Raw genomic sequence first — 24,557 nt, forward strand, 5'->3', positions numbered from 1 at the left:
TTTATTGTTGGATTTTTGTGCTAATTGTATACCTTTGTGCGATTCACACAAATAATAACTAAAAAGAGAATGTCACTTTATGAAACATGTTTCTATTTTACTCCGCTCAAGAAGCTGGAATGTACTTTTACTTCTATGTATGACCCTTCCTTTATTTGCACAAAAAGAGTATAAAATTGACCAGGTATCTGTCGTTAACGTAGGAGATGGCAGACTTTTGTACCGTGACCTGACAACGGAAAATCCACTGAACGATGAACACCGCATCATAGACGGTTACCACTCTGCCTATCTGTTGGCTTCTTTCAAAGATGGCTTTTACGATGGCAGCTATAAAGAATATCTGGATAATATTCTCATCACGGAGGGCACTTACAAGGAGGGACGGAAACAGGGGCTGTTCAAGATTTACTCTAAGTTTGATGGTAAATTGAAAGAAGAGAAGTCATATAAAGAAGGTAAGCTGGACGGTACGAGCAAGACCTATTTTACTACCGGAAAGGTGGAGACGGAGAAAGGTTACCGGATGGGGAAAGAGCATGGCAAACATTTGTCCTACGAATCCGATGGAACCTTGCGGATGGATCATAACTACAAAGATGGTCGTCAGGTAGGCAAGCAATATACTTTCATGAAAGGTACTCACGAACTCTACGAAACGATTTATTATAATGAAGACGGATTGAAAGAGGGTAAATTTTCCTCTATGTTTACCTTTGGAGCGCCTTACGTACTGGGTAGCTACAAGAACGGGCAGAAAGAAGGAGCATGGATGAAATTCGCCGAAACTGGTGACACGCTTACGATTGAAACTTATCAGAATGGAAAAGAAGACGGATTGCAAGTCTTGTTCAGCCCTACTAAGGGAACCCGGGAAAAAGAATATTACATGAAGAATGACCGCAAGGACGGATTATATCGGGAGTACAACCCGGCGAATGGCGAATTGAAATACGAAGCAACCTACCAGCAAGGCAGATTGAACGGAAAAGAGCGCCAGTTAGTAGTAAGTAACCGGTTCGACTATTGGGAGATAACTACGTATGTGAACGGACGTCCGAATGGTTCTTATGAGGCCCGTTATGTGAAGAACGATAAGCTGCGCGAATGTGGAGAATACAAAAACGGACATCGCGTCGGTCGTTGGAAACGCTATGACATTGACGGTAAACTGGAGAAAGAATGGGAAGAAAATTAAATGAGATACGAAACGTACAGGCATAAAAAAAGGAGCAACGCCTTGCTCCAACCTTTGTTAACCTTAAATCTAATACTATGAAAAACACATTGCAAAGATACGGACTTCTGTCAACTTTGCAAATAATCCAAATAAAAAGAGATGTTTTATAACATCAATTAAGTGTTCGTATTACCCTTTATACGTTTGTTAATGGTTCCCGCGTAAATATAGGGGACCATTTTTACTTTTTTTCAAGGGATAAGATTGCGAATAATCGAGTGAATTATAGCATACTCACAGTTTTATTTTCTATTTTTGTTCTCAATCAATCTATCGAATACTATGAACACAATGCTATGCCAGCTAAAGAGCCTGTTGTTATTGGGAGTCCTGCTTTTTGCCAATGGAGCATTCGGACAACCGATGATCTGGGATGATACCTCTCCCGAAACAATCGTTTTCGAACTGACTAACAAAGAGGCTTTGAAACTTCTCAAAGGCAAACTCCGACAGAAACAATGGGATAAAATACAGCAGACTCCTTTTGCCCGTTTCACGGATGCTTGGAGCAACCCTCCGGTCAAAGGGCATTTTCTGCTGGCTGATGTAGAGCGGAACGAAGTTCATTACCGTTATGCTCCGGTGATTCCTTTTCATGTTTTCCTTTTCAAGGAGTATGGTGTACTTACCTTGCAGGTGGTTGATGCCGGGGGAACTATCAGGAAAGACGCCAAAGTGCGGGTAGGCAGCAAGGCTGTTTATTACGATGAAGACAGTCAGACGTATACTGACGATAACTGGTCGCAGAAAGAACAGCATATCCTGACGGTTGAAGTGGATAAGTTTCGTGCGGTATTCGATTTGAGGAAACACCTTGTACCACCCTGGTATAAAAATGATTATGGCCGGCAAGATGCACCGGAGTTTTATAGTTACCTGATTACTGACAAGAATAAATACAGACCGGGAGAAACTGTCCGTTTCAAGTCTTATGCTCTTTCCGAACATAAACGCCCTTTGAAACAGGAACTTTCATTGTGGATGCGTGTCGGTTCTTCCTGGCGTGACTATAAGAAGATAATGTCCGTCGTCCCTTACCATCCGGGAGGCTTCGCCGGAGAATTCCTGTTGGCGGATTCATTGAATCTGAAGCTCGATCAGAGATATACTGTACAGCTTCGTGATAAGCGGGGACGCATCGTAGCCTCCACCAATTTCAAATATGAAGACTACGAACTGAACGGAAACAAGTTGTTGGTGAAGCTGGCTTCGAATGTGCAATATGCACCGCAGAGTAACCGCATGGATATCAGTGCAACGGATGCCAACGGACTTCCTTTGCGGGAGGTGAATGTAGAAGTGACTGTCGGCAGACAGCAGGTGCTGAAGTCGTATGCGCAGATACTTTCTTTGCCCGATACACTGATGTCCGTGCAGGCGGAACTGGATGCTTCCGGGAAAGCCTCGGTAGATATTCCTGCTCGGATATTCGGAGCTTCCGATTGCTTCTATACGGTGAATGTAGTTTTGCTTACGGCAGACAATAACCGTTTGGAGCAGCAGAGCAAAGCGACTTTCTACTATTCGTGCTATGATATGCAGTGCACTACGCAGGCGGATACCATTTGCTTTTCATTCTTCGACCTGGGAGTGGAGCGTCCTGTGGCGGCCGAACTGACTTATGGTGAAAAGAAAGAAGTGAAGAAAGTGCGTTTGCCCTATCGCGAACCGTTTAATCAGGCAGTGACGGACTATCGTTTCAAAATACCGGAAACAGGATATGAAACGACGATTGCTTCCGCCGCACTTGACTCCAAACTGGAACTGAATGGCGGCATAGAAAAAGATTCGTTCTGTGTCTCCCTTTCCAATCCTTTGCAGCTGGAACTTTCCTGGTATGTGTATCAAGGCAACCGCCTGTTGCAGAAAGGTTCGGGAAAAGAGATGGAACACAAATCCGGAGAGATCGATCCCTCTTCCGTCTATTACGTAGAAGTATTTTATTTCATGGGGGATAAGGAATGTATGTTGAAACGCTCGTACACTTCACCCTCCGAACGGCTGGTGATTGAATCTGATTTGCCGGAACGAGTGTATCCCGGTCAGAAAGTGAAAACAAAATTGAACGTGACCAATATACAAGGGCGTCCGGTATCCAACGTCGATCTGACAGCTTTTGCGGTCAACACGCAGCTGGATTATCACGTACCCGATTTACCCTATTACGGGAGTGCACCCCGTCCGCGCGAGCAACGTGCTTCCTACTCAATGAAGCAAAAAGAGTATCTACATACGGGCACATTGGATTATCAGCATTGGAACCAGTTGCTTCATTTGGATAAGTTGCCTTATTATCAGTTTGCTTATCCTTCGGGAAATCTGTTCCGTCAGACGGTTGATACACCGGATGGAACCACCCAGTTTGCTCCTTATGTGATGCTGAACGGACGGGCGGTGAATATCTATGTGATTGAGCAGAACGATGTTCCCTGCTATTTTTCGTGGACGGAACAGCCTAAGCAGTATTCTTTCCCTGTATTGCATCCGTCGGGAAAGCAGAAGATTACGTTGCGAATGCACGACAGGGCTTTCATCATTGATTCTCTGGCTTTCGACCGGGGCAAGAAAACGATTTTAAGTTTCGATATGAATCAGTTGCCGCAAGGAGTGGAAGTAGTCTGGTTGCGGCAGAGGAAAGGGAAATATGATGAGTATAAGTTTACTTCGGAAGAGAAGAAGCGTTATGAACGGTATCTTTGCCGTCTTCCGGTGATGGATGGGGCGGTATATACTTCGCTCGAACATAATGGAAAGCTGTTTCCGGTTTCACTCATGGAGCTGTCGCGCTACAAGAAGAAGATATTGGCAGGTCCTGTGGAGCCGGGACCTTGGAAATATATGAATGGTGTGTTGTATCGGCATGAGGGAGGTTTCTCTTATGAATTCGAGGGCAATGTGGTTTATAAATATAAGGATGAGGAACTGTGCCCGGCTTATCTGAATTTTTCGTCTGTGGCAAAGATTCCGACTTTGAATGATTACCATTTATCACCGGAAAGATTCCGTAGTCTGGTGGCCGAACTTCGCAAGGGAAAGAGTTGGCATCCCACTCGGATTTATTTCTCCCTGCCGGATAAGACGTTGAATTTCCGGCTTCCGGAAGAAAAAGATTCTACCGGAGTGGCTAACTTGCTCTTTAAAGACTGCACTACCGGAGAACTGATTTATCCGGATACCTTGGTGCAAATGAATAGAATATATTCCAAGTTTCCTGCCGGAACGTATGATGCGATTTTGCTTTATAACAATGGAAAGTATCTGAAACAGGATGCTCTGACGATACAATCATATACCTATCTGGATGTAGATATGGAGTCTCTGCCTCTACACGAACGCGATTCTTTGTCAGCAGGGTGGCTCTTGCTGGGAAGAGGAATTGGCAGGATCGGTACAAACTTTCCTGGTCACAGGGAAATGAGAATCAGGCAGTATGTACGCAATTATGGCGGTAAAGTTTCCGGTTATGTGACGGATGCTACCGGAGAGCCTTTAATCGGGTGTAGCGTGGTGGTGAAAGGAACGACGGAGGGAACGATCACCGACATGGACGGATATTTCGAAATGGATTGTGACAGGGGAGGGGATCAGCTCTTGTTTAGCTATGTCGGCTTTAAACAGCAGGAGATGAGAGCAACTCCCGGAGCCAATCTGTTGGTTACTTTGGAAGAAGATAGTCAGGCGCTGGAGGAAGTGGTCGTTGTAGGATACGGCATGCGTTCAAGATCTTCGTTGACGGGGTCTGTTGCCGGATTAATGGTCGGTTCTTCTTCTGCTGCAACCGCACCTTTGGAGAAACTGGAAGAGCAAGGTCAGAAAGCGAAAGAAGAAGCGGATAACGAACAGTTGTATAATGAACTGATGCAATTGAATGGCTTACGTAGGAATTTTTCGGATGTGGCTTTCTGGCAGCCTCGTTTGTTTACGGATAAAACCGGAACGGTGCAGTTTGAAACAACTTTCCCCGATAATGTGACGAAATGGGAAACTGTCGTTTATGGCATGAACCGTCGTTTGCAGACGGGTACTTTCCGACGTTCCGTCCGTTCTTACAAACCGTTGATGGCGGAGTTGAAAACTCCCCGCTTCCTGGTGGAGGGGGATCAGAGTACGATGGTCGGGACTATCCGCAATTATCTGGATGGGCAGCACATAGCCGGAAAAACACTGTTCTGCGTCGGAACGGATACATTGAAACGGCAGGAAGTGAGTTTCATGGAGGGATTTCATGAAACAGTGCCGATGCAGGCAGCTCATACCGATAGCGTGACCATCAGCTATCTTTTCACTCGCGACGATGGCTATCAGGATGGAGAGGAATATACGATTCCGATACTGCCACAGGGAACTGAATTGGCAGAGGGCACATTGGGTATTCTGTCCGATGCAAAGACGGTCAAAGTGCAATCCGGCGAGGATGAAGAAGTGATGGTAAGTATCACTGACAATCAGTTGGACATCTATAAAGAATCGGTGAATTACTTGACAGGATACAAATATTTGTGCAATGAGCAGCTGGCATCCAAGTTAATCGGTTTGCTGGCTTACCAACAGTATATGCAGAGTAAGGGTGAAAAGGTGAAAGTAGATAAAGCAATTCGACCTATTATCCATCGACTGACGAATCATCAGAACAAACATCAGTTATGGTCGTGGTGGGGGAACTCTGAAAATACTTCTTTCTGGATGTCTGCGCATATCCTGCGGGCTTTGAAGATGGCGCAAGATGCAGGTTATCCTGTGGAGTTGAATCTGAACGGTTTGAAAGTGGAGTATGCTCATACGCGTCCTTATCGAGGAATGAAACAGGAAGATATAGAAATACTTCATGCTCTGCATGAGTGGAAAGTAGAGGCGGATTATTCTTCGGCAGTCAGATTATTGGAACCTTTCGTCCGGCAATTGGAACAGAAAGAAGACTCGTTGGCAAATAGAAACAAGTATTATCGTCCTCTTTCATACTTGAAAGAGAAGCTGCTTCTCTGGGAAATCAAGCAACAGGTGGATTCGGTGAATGTGAGTGATAGCGTACGTCCTTATCTGAAAAAGGATATGCTGGGAGGTGTTTACTGTGACGACGGACGGCGTACTTATTATTGGGAGGGAAATCAGATGATAAATACATTGATAGCCTACCGGATTATTAAAAATGACCCTTCCCTGTGTAAGTTGAAAGAAAATATGCAATTGTATATTTTGCGGACTAAGGAGCGCGGATGGAATACGTATCAGGCTTCTTCGGCTGTGGCAACTGTTCTGACCGATTTGCTGGCAGGTTCCGGAGGGATGTCAGGAACATCGGTGTCTGTGAGCGGTAAGGATCATCAACGAATTACGGAATTTCCTTATCATGCCCGGCTGACAGCAGGCGACAGTCTGCTTATTTCAAAAACGGGAAAAGAGCCTTTATTGTATAGTGTCTATTCAATGAAGCGTGTGATGAATGCTCGTCAGAGTGATGCTTTCAAGGTGGAGGCGACTTTGGAAAAAGACTCTTTGGTGGCGGGTGTACCTGTTACATTGACAGTTACCTTGCAGGTGAAACAGGAGGGTGCGCAATATGTGATGCTCGAAGTTCCTGTTCCGGCAGGTTGTAGTTATGCCTCAAAACCTGTTAATTTCTCCCGTTCTGAAGTGTATCGTGAGTATTTTAAAGAGAAAACTGTTATCTTTAGCGAAAAATTACCGGTAGGTACTTATCAGTTTACGGTTCCTTTGCTTCCACGTTTTACTGGAAAATACACGCTGAACCCTGTGAAAGTGGAACTGATGTATTTCCCGGTGGTGAATGCAAATAATGCGGGGAGAGAAATTTGGATTACAGAAAGAAATACAAAAGATATACGAAAGAAAGAGAATGATTGAAGCGATGAAATATATGAAGTGGATAACAGTCTTGTTTTGTCTTTTGGGCTTGGCGGCCTGTCGGCAGGATGCGCCTCGTTTCCGTATTGGGGTGGCCCAATGTAGTGATGACTCTTGGCGGCACAAGATGAATGATGAGATTCTTCGCGAAGCGATGTTTTATGATGGAGTGTCGGTTGAAATCCGTTCGGCGGCGGATGATAACCGTAAGCAGGCGGAAGATGTTCATTATTTTATAGATAAAGGAGTTGATTTACTGATAATTTCCGCCAATGAAGCGGCTCCCATGACTCCAATTGTGGAGGAGGCCTATCAGAAAGGAATACCCGTCATTCTTGTAGACCGGAAGATACTTTCTGATAAATATACTGCCTATATCGGTGCCGATAATTATGAAATAGGTCGTGCGGTAGGAAATTATATCGCATCAAGTCTGAAAGGGAAAGGGAATGTAGTGGAGCTTACCGGACTGGGTGGTTCCACCCCTGCCATGGAACGCCATCAGGGATTTATGGCTGCTATCAGCAATTATCCGGATATCAAACTGATTGATAAAGCGGATGCTGCCTGGGAACGTGAACCGGCAGAAGTGGAAATGGATAGTATGCTTCGCCGTCATCCGAAGATTGATGCGGTATATGCACATAACGACCGTATCGCTCCGGGAGCCTATCAGGCTGCGAAGAAAGCCGGACGTGAAAAGGAAATGATTTTTGTTGGCATTGATGCCCTGCCCGGCAAAGGAAACGGACTTGAATTGGTGCTTGACAATGTGCTGGATGCAACTTTTATTTATCCGACTAATGGGGACAAAGTGATGCAACTGGCCATGAATATTCTTGAGAAGAAGTCTTATCCTCGCGAAACGGTCATGAATACTGCCGTTGTAGACCGCACGAACGCGCACGTTATGCAACTTCAGACTACCCATATCTCGGAACTGGATCAGAAGATTGAAACATTGAACGGACGTATCGGTGGGTATCTGTCGCGTGTAGCTACACAACAGGTCGTGATGTATGGCGGCTTGGTTATTCTTTTATTAGTAGCGGGATTGTTATTGGTAGTTTATAAATCCCTCCGTTCCAAGAATCGCCTGAATAAAGAGTTGTCCGAACAGAAGAAACAAGTAGAGCAACAGCGCGATAAACTCGAAGAGCAACGGGATATTCTTGAAGAACAGCGTGACAAACTCGAAGAACAGCGGGATCAGCTTATCCAGCTTTCTCATCAACTGGAAGAAGCGACTCATGCCAAGCTGGTTTTCTTCACAAATATATCTCACGATTTTCGTACTCCACTGACATTAGTTGCCGATCCGGTAGAGCATTTACTGGCTGATTCGTCTTTGAGTGAAGATCAGCGCCGAATGTTATTGTTAGTTCAGCGAAACGTGAATATCCTCTTGCGTCTTGTCAATCAGATTCTGGATTTTCGTAAATACGAGAATGGAAAAATGGAATATACTCCTATTTCGTTAGACATTCTTTCTTCTTTTGAGGGATGGAACGAGTCTTTCATGGCAGCAGCCCGGAAGAAACATATTCATTTCTCATTCGATTATATGCCGGATACGGATTACCGCACATTGGCAGATGTAGAAAAGTTGGAACGCATCTATTTCAACCTCCTTTCCAACGCTTTCAAATTTACTCCGGAGAATGGAAAAGTAACTGTACGCTTGTCTTCCCTGACTAAAGACGATCATTGCTGGATTCGCTTTACTGTTGCCAATACCGGTTCAATGATTTCTGCGGAGCATATCCGGAATATTTTCGACCGTTTCTATAAGATAGATATGCACCATGCCGGTTCGGGTATTGGACTAGCATTGGTAAAGGCTTTTGTGGAATTGCATAAAGGTACCATCACGGTGGAAAGTGATGAAAAGCAAGGAACTATCTTTACCGTTGATTTGCCTGTACAGACTTGCGAGACTGTTGTTTCAGAAAACTCTCCGGCATTCTCTGTGTCTGCTACTTCTGTAACCTCCACCGATACTGCAACCTCTGCCGTTGCTGGGGCTCCCGTAACTCCTGCAACTTCTGGTTATTCCAGTTCTTCGAGCTTGAATGATGCTTTAACTTACGAAGAAGAGGAATTGGAAAAAAGTTACGACTCTTCCAAACCTTGCGTTCTGATTATTGATGATAACGCTGATATTCGCTTATATGTGTATGGATTGCTTCATACTGATTATACTGTTATAGAAGCTGCAGACGGCTCGGAAGGCATTCGTAAAGCTATGAAATATGTCCCGGATTTGATTATCTCCGACGTAATGATGCCCGGAATAGATGGAATTGAATGTTGTCGTCGCTTGAAAAGCGAATTGCAAACGTGTCATATCCCTGTCATTCTGTTGACAGCCTGTTCTCTGGACGAACAACGGATTCAAGGATATGATGGTGGAGCAGACTCCTATATATCCAAACCTTTCAGTTCGCAATTACTGGTGGCACGTGTCCGCAATCTGATAGACTCACATCGTCGTCTGAAACAATTCTTTGGTGACGGGCAGACATTGGCCAAAGAAGATGTCTGTGACATGGACAAAGACTTTGTAGAGAAATTCAAGGCTTTGATTGAGGCTAAGATGGGAGACTCTAATTTGAATGTGGAAGACTTGGGCAAAGATATGGGATTAAGCCGTGTGCAACTCTATCGTAAAATCAAATCCCTGACTAATTATTCTCCGAATGAGTTACTCCGTATCGCCCGTTTGAAAAAAGCAGCTTCTCTGCTTGCTTCCTCGGATATGACAGTGGCGGAGATTGGTTATGAGGTTGGGTTCAGTTCTCCCTCTTATTTTACCAAATGCTATCGGGAGCAGTTTGGAGAAAGCCCGACAGACTTGTTGAAGCGGAAAGGGTAAAATCTGTAGTATTCAGTGGTGAGTATTTGTTTGTTCTTTTATGAAATATATGTAATAAAAATAAGAGGTAAGGAGCTCTGTTGATCTACTTTACCTCTTATTTATTTTTTAGTATATGATTTATTGTATATTTTATTAATTCATAATTAGCTTATTTGTTTTAGGCTTATTCCACCATTTGGGGTTCTCCTGGCCTCCGGATGTTACCCATTGTTCAAAGTCGGGGTATGCTTCCAGGAAATTGACCTCTTCTCTGGCATGATGTAAGGATGCCGGTACTTTTAATCCCCATATAAAGTTGTTTTCATTTACATAACTTTCGTTGTTGTTGTAATAAACCGGACTATAACCTTTCAGGTGAATCTCTTGTCCTTTATTATTTTTTGCAATATAAAAGTCCATTTTGCTGTCTTGCAAGCTTTTAATATTGACCGGTGAATTGAATGCCAGATAAATTGCCGTCATTTTTTTAGGCTTTGTTTTTTCATTTACTTCCGTATTATAATACTTGTACCCGTTAGGAATGGCTGGTTTCTTCAATGAAATAATCAATTCGCCTTTTGGACCTTCTATGAATTTGATATTTTCGACCTCTCCAGGATTGTTACGCTCAAGGTACATTTGAGTTTCTTCTATATCAAGTTTATTATATTGTACTTCCGCCAAACGGATATAAGGGTTATAGTCAAATATGCCTCCCATAGCCCTGATTTGAAATCCTATCATTAGGTATTCTGCATAACGTTGGTGATTTAGCCAATAAAAACCATCAATTTGGAAGTTATACCATGCTACAAAATCATTGAAGTCATAATCGCCTAAAGAAGGATACATATCTTCGAACATGACAGTTCCGCTACCATATCCCGGATAATTAAAGATGTTGTTTGTTTCAGCTTCTTTGTTATCTCTTGTGGTAACTCTGGATAATGTTGTAGCATTAGCAGGTACTGCAATAGAAATAGTACCATCACTTCCAACAGGAATAGTCTGTATTTCGATGGCATCACCATATTTTACATAGACATTCTTTACATATGCAGGAATTTCAAGAGGGAGTTCTTGCGTGTTAGCATCGATATCCATTCGGAGCATTAAAGATTCTTCATTACAATTTTCTTCTAGAAATACAGAAATGCTAGTTGTTGCCTGACTGACAAATTTTACTTGAGCGTTTTGAGAACCTTTCCAGTCAAAATTGGCGGGAACTTCCAGGTCGGTCATTTTTTTCTCTTTCTCGGGTTGTTTGCTTTCATCATAAAGATTCTTCTCACAGGAACTGAAAGCGAGTATTCCTAATAGGCAAGAAGCGAACAGAACAGTCTTCTTTTTCATGACAGTAGTGCTTGTTTTGTTAATAATTGGGTTGCTTTTGATGGCTACAAAGGTCGGAATTATTTGTATATAAAGCAAGAAAAGTTGCAAATATTGTTTGGGTAATCTTTATTTTTTGCAAATTTTCTTCTTTTTATTTAGCTTTGGGGTGAATAAGTAAAGTTCAGGTGATGAAAGATTATAAAGTAAACAAGGCGAGCCTTTCCGCATCCTTTTGTCAAGAGGTATACCAGGTTGTCTGGGAAATTCCGGTAGGTAATGTTTCTACCTATGGAGGAATTGCCGCATTATTGGGAATGCCTCAATGTTCCCGTATGGTGGGGCGTGCTTTGAAGCAGATTCCGGATGATTTATCTGTACCCTGTCACCGGGTTGTCAATGCGTCGGGACGCCTTGTACCGGGTTGGACAGAGCAAAAGCAGCTCTTGCTGGAAGAGGGAGTTTCTTTCAAGCAAAATGGATGTGTAGACCTGAAAAAGCATCTTTGGAATTACGTCACTTCTGAATAAAATTTGCATGTTTAATCTATTTTCCTTACCTTTGTGCCAACAATATGCAAGAACAGGCTGTTATTTATTTATGAAAATACTGTTTTTTACTGTTCATTGAGAGGATAATCTTATCAAATTCTATTCCTTTTAAACTACTCAGTCTGTTTTTTTTAATCATTTAAAAAACTCATTGGATTGTCATGTTACCATGTAGCAGGACTGAACCATGCGGACATTCAACTTGTTTATGTAAATGAGAATGAGGAACGCAGCAGTTGAAAACAAAACAAATATTATAATCTAAACCAATATATTATATGAGTAAAATAGAAATAAAGGATTTGTACCTTATCTTTGGTCACGAGAAGCAGAAGGCACTCAAGATGCTGAAAAAAGATAAGAGTAAAGCGGAAATACTGAAAGATACCGGTTGTACGGTAGGAGTGAAAGATGCCAATCTTTCAATAAATGAAGGAGAGTTTTTTGTGATAATGGGGCTCTCGGGAAGTGGAAAATCGACATTACTGCGTTGTATCAATCGCCTGATACGTCCTACCGCCGGACAAGTACTTGTAAATGGAGTCGATATATCTAAAATATCCGAAAAAGAATTATTGCAGGTTCGTCGTAAAGAGTTGGCAATGGTTTTCCAGAATTTCGGTTTGTTGCCTCACCGTTCTGTATTGAGTAATATTGCGTTCGGCCTTGAACTTCAGGGAGTGAAGAAAGAAGAACGTGAAAAGAAAGCCATGGAAAGTATGAAGCTTGTCGGGCTGAAAGGATACGAGAATCAGATGGTAGGTGAACTTTCCGGTGGAATGCAACAGCGTGTCGGACTGGCACGTGCTCTGGCCAATAATCCCGAAGTACTTTTAATGGATGAGGCTTTCTCTGCGCTCGATCCTCTGATTCGCGTGCAGATGCAGGATGAACTACTGGCCTTGCAATCAAAGATGAAAAAGACGATTGTCTTTATTACCCACGACTTGAGTGAAGCGATTAAACTAGGTGACCGTATTGCGATTATGAAAGACGGAGAAGTGGTGCAGGTAGGTACTTCGGAGGAAATCCTGACTGAACCGGCTAACGATTATGTAGCCCGTTTTGTTGAAAACGTGGACAGGAGCAAAATTATTACCGCCTCTTCTTTAATGATTGACAAACCGTTGGTAGCCCGTCTGAAGAAAGAAGGTCCCGAAGTTTTGATTCGTAAGATGCGTGCGAAGAATATAACTGTATTGCCTGTAATAGATGCCGACGATAAACTGGTCGGAGAAGTACATTTGAACGATTTGCTTAAACTGCGTAGCAAACAGGAAAAATCCATTGAAGCGGTTGTGCGTAAAGAAGTACATTCAGTGTTGTGTGATACAGTGCTCGAGGATATACTTCCTCTAATGACAAAGAGCAATTCACCGGTATGGGTAATAGATGAAACACACGAGTTTTTGGGAACAATCCCACTTTCATCTTTAATCATAGAAGTGACCGGGAAAGATAAAGAAGAAATAAATGAAATAATTCAAAACGCAATAGACTTATGATAAATATAGGACAATATATAGAAATCGCCATCAATTGGATGATGGTACATTTTTCCACATTCTTTGATGCCGTGAATGCAGGCATCGGTAGTTTCATTACAGGTTTCCAACACATTCTTTTCGGAATTCCATTTTACTTGACGATCCTGGTACTTGCTGCAATCGCATGGGTAAAGGCGGGACGGGGTATTTCCATTTTTACCGTATTAGGATTATTACTGATTTATGGAATGGGATTTTGGGAGGCAACCATGCAAACTCTGGCTCTCGTTTTATCATCCACTTGTCTTGCTCTGATTTTTGGAGTACCTTTAGGAGTATGGACAGCAAACAGTCCGCGTGCGGATAAAATACTTCGCCCTATTCTCGATTTGATGCAGACAATGCCTGCCTTTGTCTATCTGATTCCTGCTGTTTTGTTTTTCGGATTGGGAACAGTGCCCGGAGTTTTTGCGACAATCATATTTGCCATGCCTCCTGTGGTCCGCCTTACCGGATTGGGAATCCGACAAGTACCTAAAAATGTAGTGGAAGCTTCCCGCTCGTTCGGGGCTACCCGTTGGCAGTTACTGTATAAAGTACAGCTTCCTTTGGCACTGCCCACCATCCTGACTGGTGTAAACCAGACAATAATGATGTCACTTTCTATGGTTGTGATTGCTGCAATGATTGCTGCCGGTGGTTTGGGGGAAATTGTACTGAAAGGTATTACCCAGATGAAAATCGGGCTTGGGTTTGAAGGGGGGATAGCAGTTGTTATTTTGGCTATCATCTTAGACCGTATCACACAAGGAATGGCAGGAAGAAAAAATAAGAAGGATTAAAATGGAAAGAACTAAATTAAGAAGGACTAAAAATGAGAATATATAAATTAGTAGGAATCGTGCTGACTGCTCTGCTTTTGCTGGCTTCCTGTACGAATTCCGATCCAAATAAGAAAAAAGTAAAAATAGCCTATGCTAATTGGTTGGAAGGAATAGCCATGAGCCATTTGGCCAAAGTGGTACTGGAAGAACAAGGATACGAGGTTGAACTACAAAATGCTGATCTTGCCCCCATCTTCGTATCCATATCGGGAAAGAATTCAGATGTCTTTTTAGATACTTGGTTACCGATAACAATGAAAGATTATATGGACCAGTATGGTGATAGCATCGAATTTTTAGGAGAAGTATATGGAGAAGCACGCGTCGGGCTAGTCGTACCTCAATATGTTGCCATTAATTCCATTGATGAACTGGCTGCCAATAAAGATCGTTTCTCTTCTGAAATAGTGGGAATTGATGCCGGAGCAGGCATTATGAAGACTACGGATAAGGCCATCTCGGCTTACGGTCTTGACGGCTATACCCTCATGACTTCAAGTAGCTCAACCATGTTGGCATCTTTGAAAAAAGCGATGGATAAAGGAGAATGGATTGTCATTACAGGTTGGACACCGCATTGGATGTTCGATCAGTTTGAATTGAAATTCTTGGATGATCCGAAAAAAGTATATGGAGATCTGGAAGAAATACATGCCATTGCTTGGAAAGGTTTCAGTGAAAAAGACCCGTTTGCCGCTGAATTTTTCGGTAATATCAAATTAACAACAGAAGAACTTAGCTCTTTTATGACAGCTATGAAGGATGCCCGGATGGATGAAGAAGAAATAGCCCGTAAATGGAGGGATGAACACCGGCGACTGGTTGACAGCTGGATTCCTAAGTCAGCAGATAAATGACTTGAATGAGATTGAAATAGGAGCTTTTAATATCTCAACTAATAGATTATAAGTGAGGAAATAAAAAAGCGGTAATCCGAAAAGGATTACCGCTTTATATTATAAGGTGTGATTACTAATTATTCAGCACCCCAGTTTTCTCTAGCCAAACGTTTGTAGCTGTTGTAACGCCATTTAGCGTTTTCTTCAGCAGCTTTGAACAGTTCTTCAGCTTCAGTAGGATATTGTTTCATTACAGAAGCGTAACGAACTTCACCCTTCAAGAAACCTTGGAATTCTTCCCAGTTCGGTTCTTTGCTGTCCAATTGGAATGGGTTCTTACCCTCTTCTTCCAAAGCAGGGTTGTAACGCCACAAGTGCCAGTAACCGCACTTAACAGCCTTTTCTTCTTCCTCCTGGCTCTTACCCATACCTGCTTTCAGACCGTGATTGATACACGGAGCGTAAGCGATAATCAAAGATGGTCCAGGATATGCTTCAGCTTCACGGATAGCTTTCAGAGTTTGAGCTTGGTCAGCACCCATAGCAATCTGTGCAACATATACATAACCGTAAGTAGTAGCCATCAGACCGAGGTCTTTCTTACGTACGCGCTTACCAGCAGCAGCGAACTTAGCAATAGCACCTACCGGAGTAGCCTTAGAAGACTGACCACCAGTGTTAGAGTAAACTTCAGTATCCAGAACGAGGATGTTAACGTCCTTACCGGAAGCGATTACGTGGTCAAGACCACCGTAGCCGATATCATAAGAAGCACCGTCACCACCGATGATCCACTGGCTGCGTTTAACAAGATATTGTTGCAGTTCAGCGATTTGTTTGCAGTGGTTGCATTTATCTTTGTTAGCTTCAACAACAGGAATGATCTTAGCAGCCAATTCCTTAGTCTTGTCTGCATCCAGCATATTATTGATCCATTCTGCGAACAGTTCTTTCACTTCAGCCGGAGTGCAGTCAGCAGCAATAGCTTCGTTCATCACTTTCACAATACGGGCACGCATCTTTTCGTTAGCCAATTCCATACCCAGACCGAATTCACAGAAGTCTTCGAATAGTGAGTTAGCCCAAGCAGGACCGTGGCCGTTTTCGTTTGTAGTGTACGGAGTAGAAGGAACTGAACCAGAGTAGATAGAAGAACATCCGGTAGCGTTAGCAACCATTTCACGGTCACCGAACAATTGAGAAATCAATTTCACATACGGAGTTTCACCACAACCAGAGCAAGCACCAGAGAACTCAAACAACGGAGTAGCGAACTGTGAGTTCTTCACGTTAGACTTGATATCAACAAGATGTTGTTTAGTCTTCACGTTTTCGGCACAGTAAGTCCAGTTGTCAGCTTCAGCCAATTGGCTTTCGAGGTGTTTCATAGTCAATGCTTTGCCACCCTTCTTCGGATTACCCGGACAGATGTCAGCACAGTTACCGCAACCCAGACAGTCGAGAACGTCAACCTGGATACGGAATGTCATACCGTCGAATACTTTACCTACCGCTTTCAGTTGTTCGAACTTAGCACCCTTCTGCTCTTCAGCATCGAGCACGAACGGACGGATAGAAGCGTGAGGACAAACGTATGCACACTTGTTACATTGGATACAGTTTTCCGGATTCCATTCAGGAACGAATGCAGCAACACCACGTTTTTCGTATTTAGCAGTACCTTGATACCAAGTACCGTCTTCGATACCCTTGAATGCAGATACAGGCAACAAGTCACCGTCTTGTGCATTGATCGGACGAACTACTTCGTTGATGAATGCAGGATCGTTGTTTTCAGCTTTTGCATCATCCGGCAGGTTAGCCCAAGCAGGATCAACAGCTAAAGTTTTGTATTCACCACCACGGTCAACGGCAGCATAGTTCTTGTTTACAACGTCTTCACCCTTCTTGCCGTAAGACTTAACGATGAATTTCTTCATCTGTTCAACAGCTTGTTCTACAGGAATAACGCCTGTGATACGGAAGAATGCAGATTGAAGGATAGTGTTGGTACGGTTACCCAAACCAATTTCCAATGCAATCTGTGTTGCGTTGATATAGTATACAGAAATGTTGTTCTGTGCGAAATATTTCTTAACCTTGTTAGGCAGGTTCTTAGCCAGTTCTTCACCTTCCCAGATTGTGTTCAGCAAGAAAGAACCGTTCTTACGCAAACCACGAGTTACGTCGTACATGTGCAGGTAAGCCTGAACGTGACAAGCAACGAAGTTTGGTGTATTAACCAAATAAGTGGAACGGATCGGATTATCACCGAAACGCAAGTGAGAACAAGTGAAACCACCTGACTTCTTAGAGTCATAAGAGAAGTAAGCCTGGCAGTGTTTGTCAGTGTTGTCACCGATAATCTTTACAGAGTTCTTGTTAGCACCTACTGTACCGTCAGCACCCAAACCGTAGAATTTAGCTTCGAACATTCCTTCACCGCCTAAAGCGATTTCTTCTTTTTGAGGAAGAGAAGTGAAAGTAACGTCGTCTACGATACCGATAGTGAAGTGATTCTTCGGCATTGGCATGGCCAAGTTCTCGAATACTGAAAGAATTTGAGCAGGAGTAGTATCTTTTGAACCCAAACCGTAGCGACCGCCAACGATAACCGGAGCATTTTCTGCGCCGTAGAAGCAGTCTTTAACGTCAAGGTAAAGAGGTTCGCCGTTAGCGCCCGGTTCTTTAGTACGGTCAAGAACTGCGATAGTCTTGGCAGTCTTAGGTACAGCAGCCAGGAAGTGTTTAGCAGAGAACGGACGATACAGGTGTACGGCAACCATACCCACTTTTTCGCCGTTTGCTACCAAGTGGTCGATAGCTTCGCGGGCAGCTTCTGTTACAGAACCCATAGCGATAATTACGCGTTCTGCATCTTCTGCGCCATAGTAATCGAACAAACCGTATTTACGACCTGTGATCTTAGAAATTTCATTCATGTATTCTTCTACGATAGCAGGAACTGCTTCATAGTAGTTGTTGCATGATTCACGATGTTGGAAGAAGTGGTCAGGGTTTTCAGCCATACCACGAGCTACCGGTTTCATCGGGTTCAGTGCGCGGGCACGGAATTCAGCCAAAGCTTCCTGGTCGATCAGCGGAGCAAGATCATCGTTTTCCAACATTTCAATCTTCTGGATTTCGTGAGATGTACGGAAACCATCGAAGAAGTTCATGAACGGAACGCGAGATTTGATGGTAGCCAAGTGAGCAACACCAGCCAAATCCATAACTTCCTGTACAGAGCCTTCAGCCAACATCGCAAAGCCAGTCTGACGAGCTGACATTACGTCCTGGTGGTCACCGAAGATACACAATGCGTGAGAAGCCAATGTACGAGCAGATACATGGAATACGCAAGGCAAGAATTCACCGGCAATTTTGTACATATTAGGGATCATCAGGAGCAGACCTTGAGAAGCAGTGTAAGTGGTAGTCAACGCACCAGCCTGAAGAGAACCGTGAACTGCACCGGCAGCACCACCTTCAGATTGCATTTCCTGTACCAATACTGTTTCGCCAAAGATGTTCTTACGTCCTGCGGCAGCCCATTCGTCTACGTACTCAGCCATAGTCGAAGAAGGAGTGATGGGGTAGATAGCTGCTACTTCAGAGAACATATACGAGATATGCGCTGCAGCCTGATTACCATCACAAGTGATGAATTTCTTCTGTTTAGTCATAACTAAATTAAATATTTAAGTAAATAAATCTTTTAATATAAAAAGCCGAACATCCAGAGAGGTATCTGGTTGCCCCGACCTATTTCAGCCTTATGCAACGCGTACGTCACATTCGGATTGTTCTTGATCTTTGCTCCTTCCTGGCAAATTTTGAACGGCATTACTTCGTCCACCATAAAAGAGACGTTTTTATCTCCTTTATGTACCTTATGGTCTTTCCATAAAGAATTTGCAAAGAATGTGTCGAGCACATCCTGCTCCTCCACTTTCACGGGATAGATGGAATACATCAGGTTGGAGTTGTGCATCATTATCTTGGAAGGTTTTTTAGGGAATTCTTCCCCTTTCGGATAAACCAGATTAATGAGTCGCGCATCTGCCAGATACTTGATATAGTTCATCACCGTGGCGCGGGATGTCTGTATGTCGCTTGCCAGTTGGCTCACATTGGGAGCCTTCGGTCCGTCGACAGCGAGCAAATATAGTAATTTTTTTATCTTTGAAAGATATTTCAGTTCAATTTGTTTGATGAGCAGGATATCTACTTCCACCATCATGTTCATCGTTTTCAGCAAATTCTCCGAAAAGTTACGCTTCTCGAGGAAGAATGGATAGAACCCATGATGCAGGTAATCCTGGAAGTAATCTAGCGGACGAACTTTAGAGAGTACTCCTTTGGCAATCTGTTCGTGAGTGCTAAGAATTTCTTCGAGGCTGTATGCCCTGAATTTCATGCCTGTTTGTAAATTCAGGTATTCGCGGAAAGAAAATCCGCGCAGGTTATAGCTTTTTGCAATATCACGCAATTCAAGATTTTCCTCTTTCAGTCGCATTACGGATGAACCGGTAAAAACAATCTTCAAATTAGGAAAACGGTCGTAGCACATACGTAACTCTCTGCTCCATTCCGGATGCTTGAACACTTGGTCGATCAACAGAACTTTTCCACCACGTTTCTGGAATTCATAGGCAAAGTCTACAATGCTGTGTCCGGAGAAGTAGAAGTTGTTCATGTTGATGAACAGGCAGGAACGGTCGTTCCCGAATTTCTCTTTGGCGTATTGGAGAAGAAAAGTGGTTTTTCCTACGCCACGTGTTCCTTTGATACCAATCAGGCGGTCGCTCCAGTCGATCTCGTCCATAAGATCGCGGCGAACGGGGGCATTGGTGTGCTCAACGAGGTAGGCGTGTGTGCGATAGAATGATTCCATTTCAGTTCTTTGTTTTTCGGGTGGCAAATATACTGCTTTTTTTAGGATTTGCAAAGTAGAGATGGCAAAATTGTGAGTTTAATTAGAACTTTCTGTTTATTGTAGCCATTCCTGACTATTTCCTGTATATATTTGCAGAATAAAGTATTGAATTCGTTTAAAATGACAAAAAAGGCTCTTTATATATTCAATCCGGAACATGATTTGGCGTTAGCCAGCGGTGAAACAAACTATATGGCACCGGCTTCCGCCCGGCAAATGGCATCCGAATTGGCTTTGTTGCCGATGTGGTATGCAGAAGAGGGAAGTGCGGTGTTAGCTTCTTCCGCCTATAATCTCGACTATATAAAAAGAATGCAGCAATTGCTGGGACTTTCGGTTGATTTGATAACAGAACCTGAACTTGCTTCCGAGCGGAATTTGGATATTCATCCTTGGGGCTGGGATATAGCAGTAAGAAAACGACTGTTGGATTTGGGAGTGGAAGAAAGCGAACTTCCTTCTATGGAGCGATTGAATAAACTGCGTTCCTGTTCCCATCGTTCCTGCGCAGTGGAATTGTTACCTCGTCTGCAACTCGGAACTTATTTTTGTGGGGAGTCTTTTTACCTGACGCTTCCCGAAGAATGGAAATCATTTGTAGAGTCACATGAAGCTTGTTTGTTGAAGGCTCCTTTGTCCGGTAGTGGGAAAGGGCTGAATTGGTGCAAAGGGGTATATACTCCTTCCATTTCTGGTTGGTGCTCACGTATCGGTAATCAGCAGGGAGGTGTTATTGGTGAACCTTTATTTAATAAGGTGGAAGATTTCGCTATGGAATTTCGTTCTTTGGGTAACGGTAGATTTGACTTTGCCGGATATTCTCAATTTCGTACGGGTGGGAGTGGAGCGTATGAAGGTAATCTGCTGATTTCAGATGCTGCCATCGAACGGAACCTTTCGAAATATATCCCTGCCGAAGAAATTTTTAAATTGCGCGACTGCCTTGAACAAGAGTTATTTCTTCGCTTCGGAACTATTTATAATGGTTATTTGGGAGTGGATATGATGATCTGCCGTTTCCCGGATTCCCCTGTTTATCGTATTCATCCCTGCGTGGAAATCAACTTGCGGATGAATATGGGAGTGGTGGCGCGTCATATATATGACCGTTATATATATCCTACTTCGACAGGAGCTTTTCAAATAAACTATTACCCTTCGGAAGGAGCAGCCTGGAGCGCACATAAAGAAATGGAGGAGACTTATCCTTTGGAGATAGAACAAGGAAGAGTAAGATCAGGCTATTTGCCATTGGTGCCGATTCATAAAAAAAGTAGTTATCGGGCGTGGGTTCTTATCTCAAAAAGCGTACATTTATAACCTTATACATGGCATACATGCATCTATACATGCAGTGATATAAAGTCTGATTATTCTACTTCTTTCACCAGCCATTTTTCTATATTCCGGGTCTTTGAGCTGAAATTAACCCCAGCCTTTACAATCTTACGATTATCTTTTGCAAAGGGTAGTATATATCTTTTTTCTTCAATTTGCTGAAGAGCTTCTTCCGCACTTCCGTCAAATTTGAATTCCATTACATAAATGTATTTATCAGTTTGTACAGTAAGATCAATGCGTCCGTCAGAGGTGTGATACTCTGCCTGTACATAGAACCCCAGTAATTTGCTGACGATAAATAATACATTCTGATAATGTAATTCCAAATCGCGTATCAGTTCGTAAGGAGTGTCGGCAAAGAGACTCTGCAGACGTATGAAGAAGTCCTCATAATTACCTTCTTCTACATCATGGACGAATTCTGTAATGTAGAAAGCGGTCTTTCCTTCGTCGATTGAAGTATAAAAAGGAATCAGATATTTGATGAATCCTTCTTCCACTTCCCGGTTGGGGAATCCTAAATAGTAGATACCGAAACGTTTATCATAATCTTTGATGGTAAGATAACCACTCTGATAAATCACGGGCACAGGATTCTTGGAAGAAGAATCAATACTGTTCAGCGTATCGGAAGTCGCTTTATCATTGGCCAATTGGTGTAAGTCATAATTATCCCGTTTCAGAAGTTTGACGAGATAGGAAGGAGTACCGGTTTCAAACCAGTAATTACCGAATGACATAGAGTCGAATGTATTCAGTAAACTGAAAGGGTTATATATACCTGCCGAATCGAAAGTAAAGTGATATCCGTCATAGCACTCTTTCAATTCTTGGCACGTCTCTTCATAGCTCATGCCTTGCGTATCTGCAAGGATATGTAAATCCGTCTCTAAATAATGGTGGATTTCTTCGTTTGTGATACCGCAAAGTTCGGTATACCGTTTATCCATAGAAATATCTTTAAGATTATTCAAATCGCTGAATACACTCACTTTCCCGAACTTTGTCACTCCTGTGAGAAAAGCGAACTGGATATACTTATCCATCGTTTTGAGTACTGAATAGAACGCTTTTAAAGTATCACGATAACTATCCTGCAATTCTTCATTCCCAATGGCCTGCAACATCGGTTTGTCATATTCATCAATGAGAATCACTACCCGCCGACCACTCTGTTCGGCGGCACGGCGAACAATGCCGAGAAAACGGAGAGGTGCACCTATTTCCACCGGATTGGAGCCATATAGCGATTCCCATTCATTCAGCTTCATGTTAAGTATATTATCCAAACTTTCGGGGCTGTCATACTTCTGCGTATTTAAGTCGAGATGCAGAATGGGGTATTGAATCCAGTCTTTCTCCATTTTTTCAACAGCAAGACCTTGAAACAGCTCCTTTTTGCCTTGGAAGTAAGCTTCGAAAGTGGATAGAAGAAGGCTTTTCCCAAAACGCCGGGGACGGCTAAGAAAGTAGTAGGAACCGGATTTTACCAGTTCATACACGAATGAAGTTTTGTCTATATAAAGATAATTTTCTTTACGCAATTTTTCAAAACTCTGTATTCCGATGGGATAAAGCTTCTTCATAATATTCTTGCTTTTGTTTATTCAAGTAACAAAGATAATAATTCTTCTGTTTATCTATGCCGCTAATGATCATTTTATATGTTTCATTGGTTATCATTCTTTCGCATACAGTGTAGCTAACTTTTGGTGCGGTTGCCTGGTTTGTTCGTCTATAACACTATGTAAAAGTGTCCCAATTTATTTTCAATATGCACTATATTAGAAACAATTGTCTGAAAACGGACAACTTCCGAACAAAATCAAACTTCATCGAAACGGAAACGGACATAAAAAGATAGTTTTGTAAAACCAATATCTGTGAGTTAATCTAACTTTGTTATTAGTGATGGAATGTAATAACAGAAATAGATTGAGACAATGAATAGCAAACTTTTTATGGTGGTAGCGGGAATAACTTTCCTGACTGCTTGTAATGTTCCGGGAGAAAATGAGATGAAGTGGTTTGACCGTGCGGTGAGTACATCCGAACATCAATTGCTCTATATGGCAGAAAAATTGAAACACGAACCGGATACCCTCTGTTTTCCACGTTCTTTAAAAGATGGAGAATACCGGTTGGAAAAACCTTCCGATTGGACTTCCGGTTTTTTCCCGGGTTCTATGTGGCTGGCGTATGAACTTACAGCTAATGAGAAATTGGCGAAACAGGCACGTTTGTATACAGATCGTCTGGAAGCGATGCAATATTATACAAAAAACCATGATTTGGGTTTTATGATGTTTTGTAGTTACGGGCAGGGTATCCGTTTAAAGCCGGAACCTGCGGACAGTCTGATTCTCGTTCACTCTTCCGAAAGTCTTTGTACACGTTTTGAACCGAAAGTCGGATTGATTCGTTCCTGGGACTTTGGTAATTGGAGTTATCCTGTCATTATTGATAATATGATGAATTTGGAAATGCTTTTCTGGGCATCGGAACAGACAGGTAATTCGAAGTATAGGGAGATTGCCATAGCACATGCTGACAAAACATTGAAAAACCATTTTCGGAAAGATATGACATCTTATCATGTAGTCAGTTATTTGCCGGAAGATGGTACGGTCGAATCGAAAGGTACTTATCAGGGATATGATGATGAATCGTCTTGGGCACGTGGTCAGGCTTGGGGTGTATATGGATATACCATGTGTTATCGTTTCACGAAACAACATGTTTATTTGAAAGCGGCATATAAAATCGCAGAATTTATAATGAGTCATTGTCCGTCCGAAAAAGATTTTATTCCTTATTGGGATTATAATGCTCCAAACATACCCAACGAACCTCGAGACGCTTCGGCTGCTGCCATCACAGCTTCCGCATTGTTGGAGTTAAGCGGGTATGGAGACGAAAAACGAGGGCAGAAATACTTCCGTTATGCAGAGCAAATCTTGAAACAGCTTTCTTCAGAAACATATCTGGCAAGGGAAGGAGAGAACCATGGATTTATTCTTATGCATTCGGTAGGTAGTTTTCCACATAATAGTGAAGTCGATACTCCGCTGAATTATGCCGATTATTACTACTTGGAAGCTTTGAAACGATATAAAGAAGTCAAGTCTAACGGGTATATGCGATAAAATGAGGCGTTTATGGCAATTGTAGTTTGGTAATAGCTGGATTTTAACAAATGAGTTATTCTGGATTCTATTGGAAATA

The 24,557-nt window shown here is 42.7% G+C and carries 13 protein-coding genes; 9 read left to right on the plus strand and 4 right to left on the minus strand.

The genetic code is table 11. The features are described 5' to 3' along the window. Window positions 1-79: 79 nt before the first annotated feature. The 3 genes from DXB58_RS18440 to DXB58_RS18450 all read left to right on the plus strand — a co-directional run bounded on the left by DXB58_RS18440 (window position 80) and on the right by DXB58_RS18450 (window position 9,977). Window positions 80-1,198, plus strand: a complete 1,119-nt coding sequence (locus tag DXB58_RS18440) for a toxin-antitoxin system YwqK family antitoxin (RefSeq protein WP_008999771.1) — start codon at window positions 80-82, stop codon at window positions 1,196-1,198. 324 nt (window positions 1,199-1,522) lie between these two features. Next, entirely contained in the window at window positions 1,523-7,102 is a 5,580-nt protein-coding gene (locus DXB58_RS18445) for a carboxypeptidase-like regulatory domain-containing protein (RefSeq protein ID WP_122137804.1), read from the plus strand. 4 nt (window positions 7,103-7,106) lie between these two features. Continuing rightward, window positions 7,107-9,977, plus strand: a complete 2,871-nt coding sequence (locus DXB58_RS18450; protein WP_317126788.1) for a substrate-binding domain-containing protein — start codon at window positions 7,107-7,109, stop codon at window positions 9,975-9,977. 135 nt (window positions 9,978-10,112) lie between these two features. On the opposite strand, the gene DXB58_RS18455 is transcribed toward DXB58_RS18450, so the two are convergent. Continuing rightward, window positions 10,113-11,312 carry an LruC domain-containing protein gene (locus tag DXB58_RS18455; protein WP_233527322.1) on the minus strand — a complete coding sequence of 400 codons (1,200 nt, stop codon included), beginning with the start codon at window positions 11,310-11,312 and terminating at the stop codon, window positions 10,113-10,115. Between the two features lie 170 nt (window positions 11,313-11,482). Here DXB58_RS18455 and DXB58_RS18460 point away from each other — a divergent pair, with 170 nt between their 5' ends. From DXB58_RS18460 to DXB58_RS18475, 4 genes are all read left to right on the plus strand, one after another. Beyond that, window positions 11,483-11,821 (plus strand): MGMT family protein, encoded by a 339-nt coding sequence (locus DXB58_RS18460; protein WP_122137806.1) that lies wholly within the window; start codon window positions 11,483-11,485, stop codon window positions 11,819-11,821. A gap of 299 nt (window positions 11,822-12,120) precedes the next feature. After that, complete coding sequence (locus DXB58_RS18465; RefSeq protein ID WP_008651874.1) at window positions 12,121-13,347, plus strand: glycine betaine/L-proline ABC transporter ATP-binding protein; 1,227 nt, start codon at window positions 12,121-12,123, stop codon at window positions 13,345-13,347. Beyond that, a complete protein-coding gene (locus DXB58_RS18470) occupies window positions 13,344-14,171 on the plus strand; it encodes a proline/glycine betaine ABC transporter permease (RefSeq protein ID WP_122137807.1) in 828 nt (275 codons plus the stop codon). Before DXB58_RS18465 ends, DXB58_RS18470 begins: the two co-directional genes overlap by 4 nt. A gap of 32 nt (window positions 14,172-14,203) precedes the next feature. Further along, window positions 14,204-15,070, plus strand: a complete 867-nt coding sequence (locus DXB58_RS18475) for a glycine betaine ABC transporter substrate-binding protein (RefSeq protein ID WP_122137808.1) — start codon at window positions 14,204-14,206, stop codon at window positions 15,068-15,070. A 119-nt stretch (window positions 15,071-15,189) separates the two neighbouring features. Here DXB58_RS18475 and nifJ read toward each other — a convergent pair whose 3' ends face one another. Then, a complete protein-coding gene (gene nifJ / locus DXB58_RS18480) occupies window positions 15,190-18,738 on the minus strand; it encodes a pyruvate:ferredoxin (flavodoxin) oxidoreductase (RefSeq protein WP_122137809.1) in 3,549 nt (1,182 codons plus the stop codon). A gap of 32 nt (window positions 18,739-18,770) precedes the next feature. Next, the gene (locus tag DXB58_RS18485) at window positions 18,771-19,949 is read right to left on the minus strand and encodes an ATP-binding protein (RefSeq protein WP_117935880.1); all 1,179 of its coding nucleotides are present in this window, start codon (window positions 19,947-19,949) and stop codon (window positions 18,771-18,773) included. 162 nt (window positions 19,950-20,111) lie between these two features. On the opposite strand from DXB58_RS18485, the gene DXB58_RS18490 reads away from it, so the two are divergent. Beyond that, window positions 20,112-21,311 (plus strand): hypothetical protein, encoded by a 1,200-nt coding sequence (locus DXB58_RS18490; RefSeq protein ID WP_122137810.1) that lies wholly within the window; start codon window positions 20,112-20,114, stop codon window positions 21,309-21,311. Between the two features lie 50 nt (window positions 21,312-21,361). On the opposite strand, the gene DXB58_RS18495 is transcribed toward DXB58_RS18490, so the two are convergent. Beyond that, window positions 21,362-22,918, minus strand: a complete 1,557-nt coding sequence (locus tag DXB58_RS18495; RefSeq protein ID WP_122137811.1) for an ATP-binding protein — start codon at window positions 22,916-22,918, stop codon at window positions 21,362-21,364. A gap of 357 nt (window positions 22,919-23,275) precedes the next feature. On the opposite strand from DXB58_RS18495, the gene DXB58_RS18500 reads away from it, so the two are divergent. Further along, complete coding sequence (locus DXB58_RS18500) at window positions 23,276-24,478, plus strand: glycoside hydrolase family 88 protein (protein WP_122137812.1); 1,203 nt, start codon at window positions 23,276-23,278, stop codon at window positions 24,476-24,478. Window positions 24,479-24,557 lie beyond the last annotated feature (79 nt).

The organism is Bacteroides sp. OM05-10AA (assembly GCF_003439055.1).
GTDB lineage: Bacteria > Bacteroidota > Bacteroidia > Bacteroidales > Bacteroidaceae > Bacteroides > Bacteroides intestinigallinarum.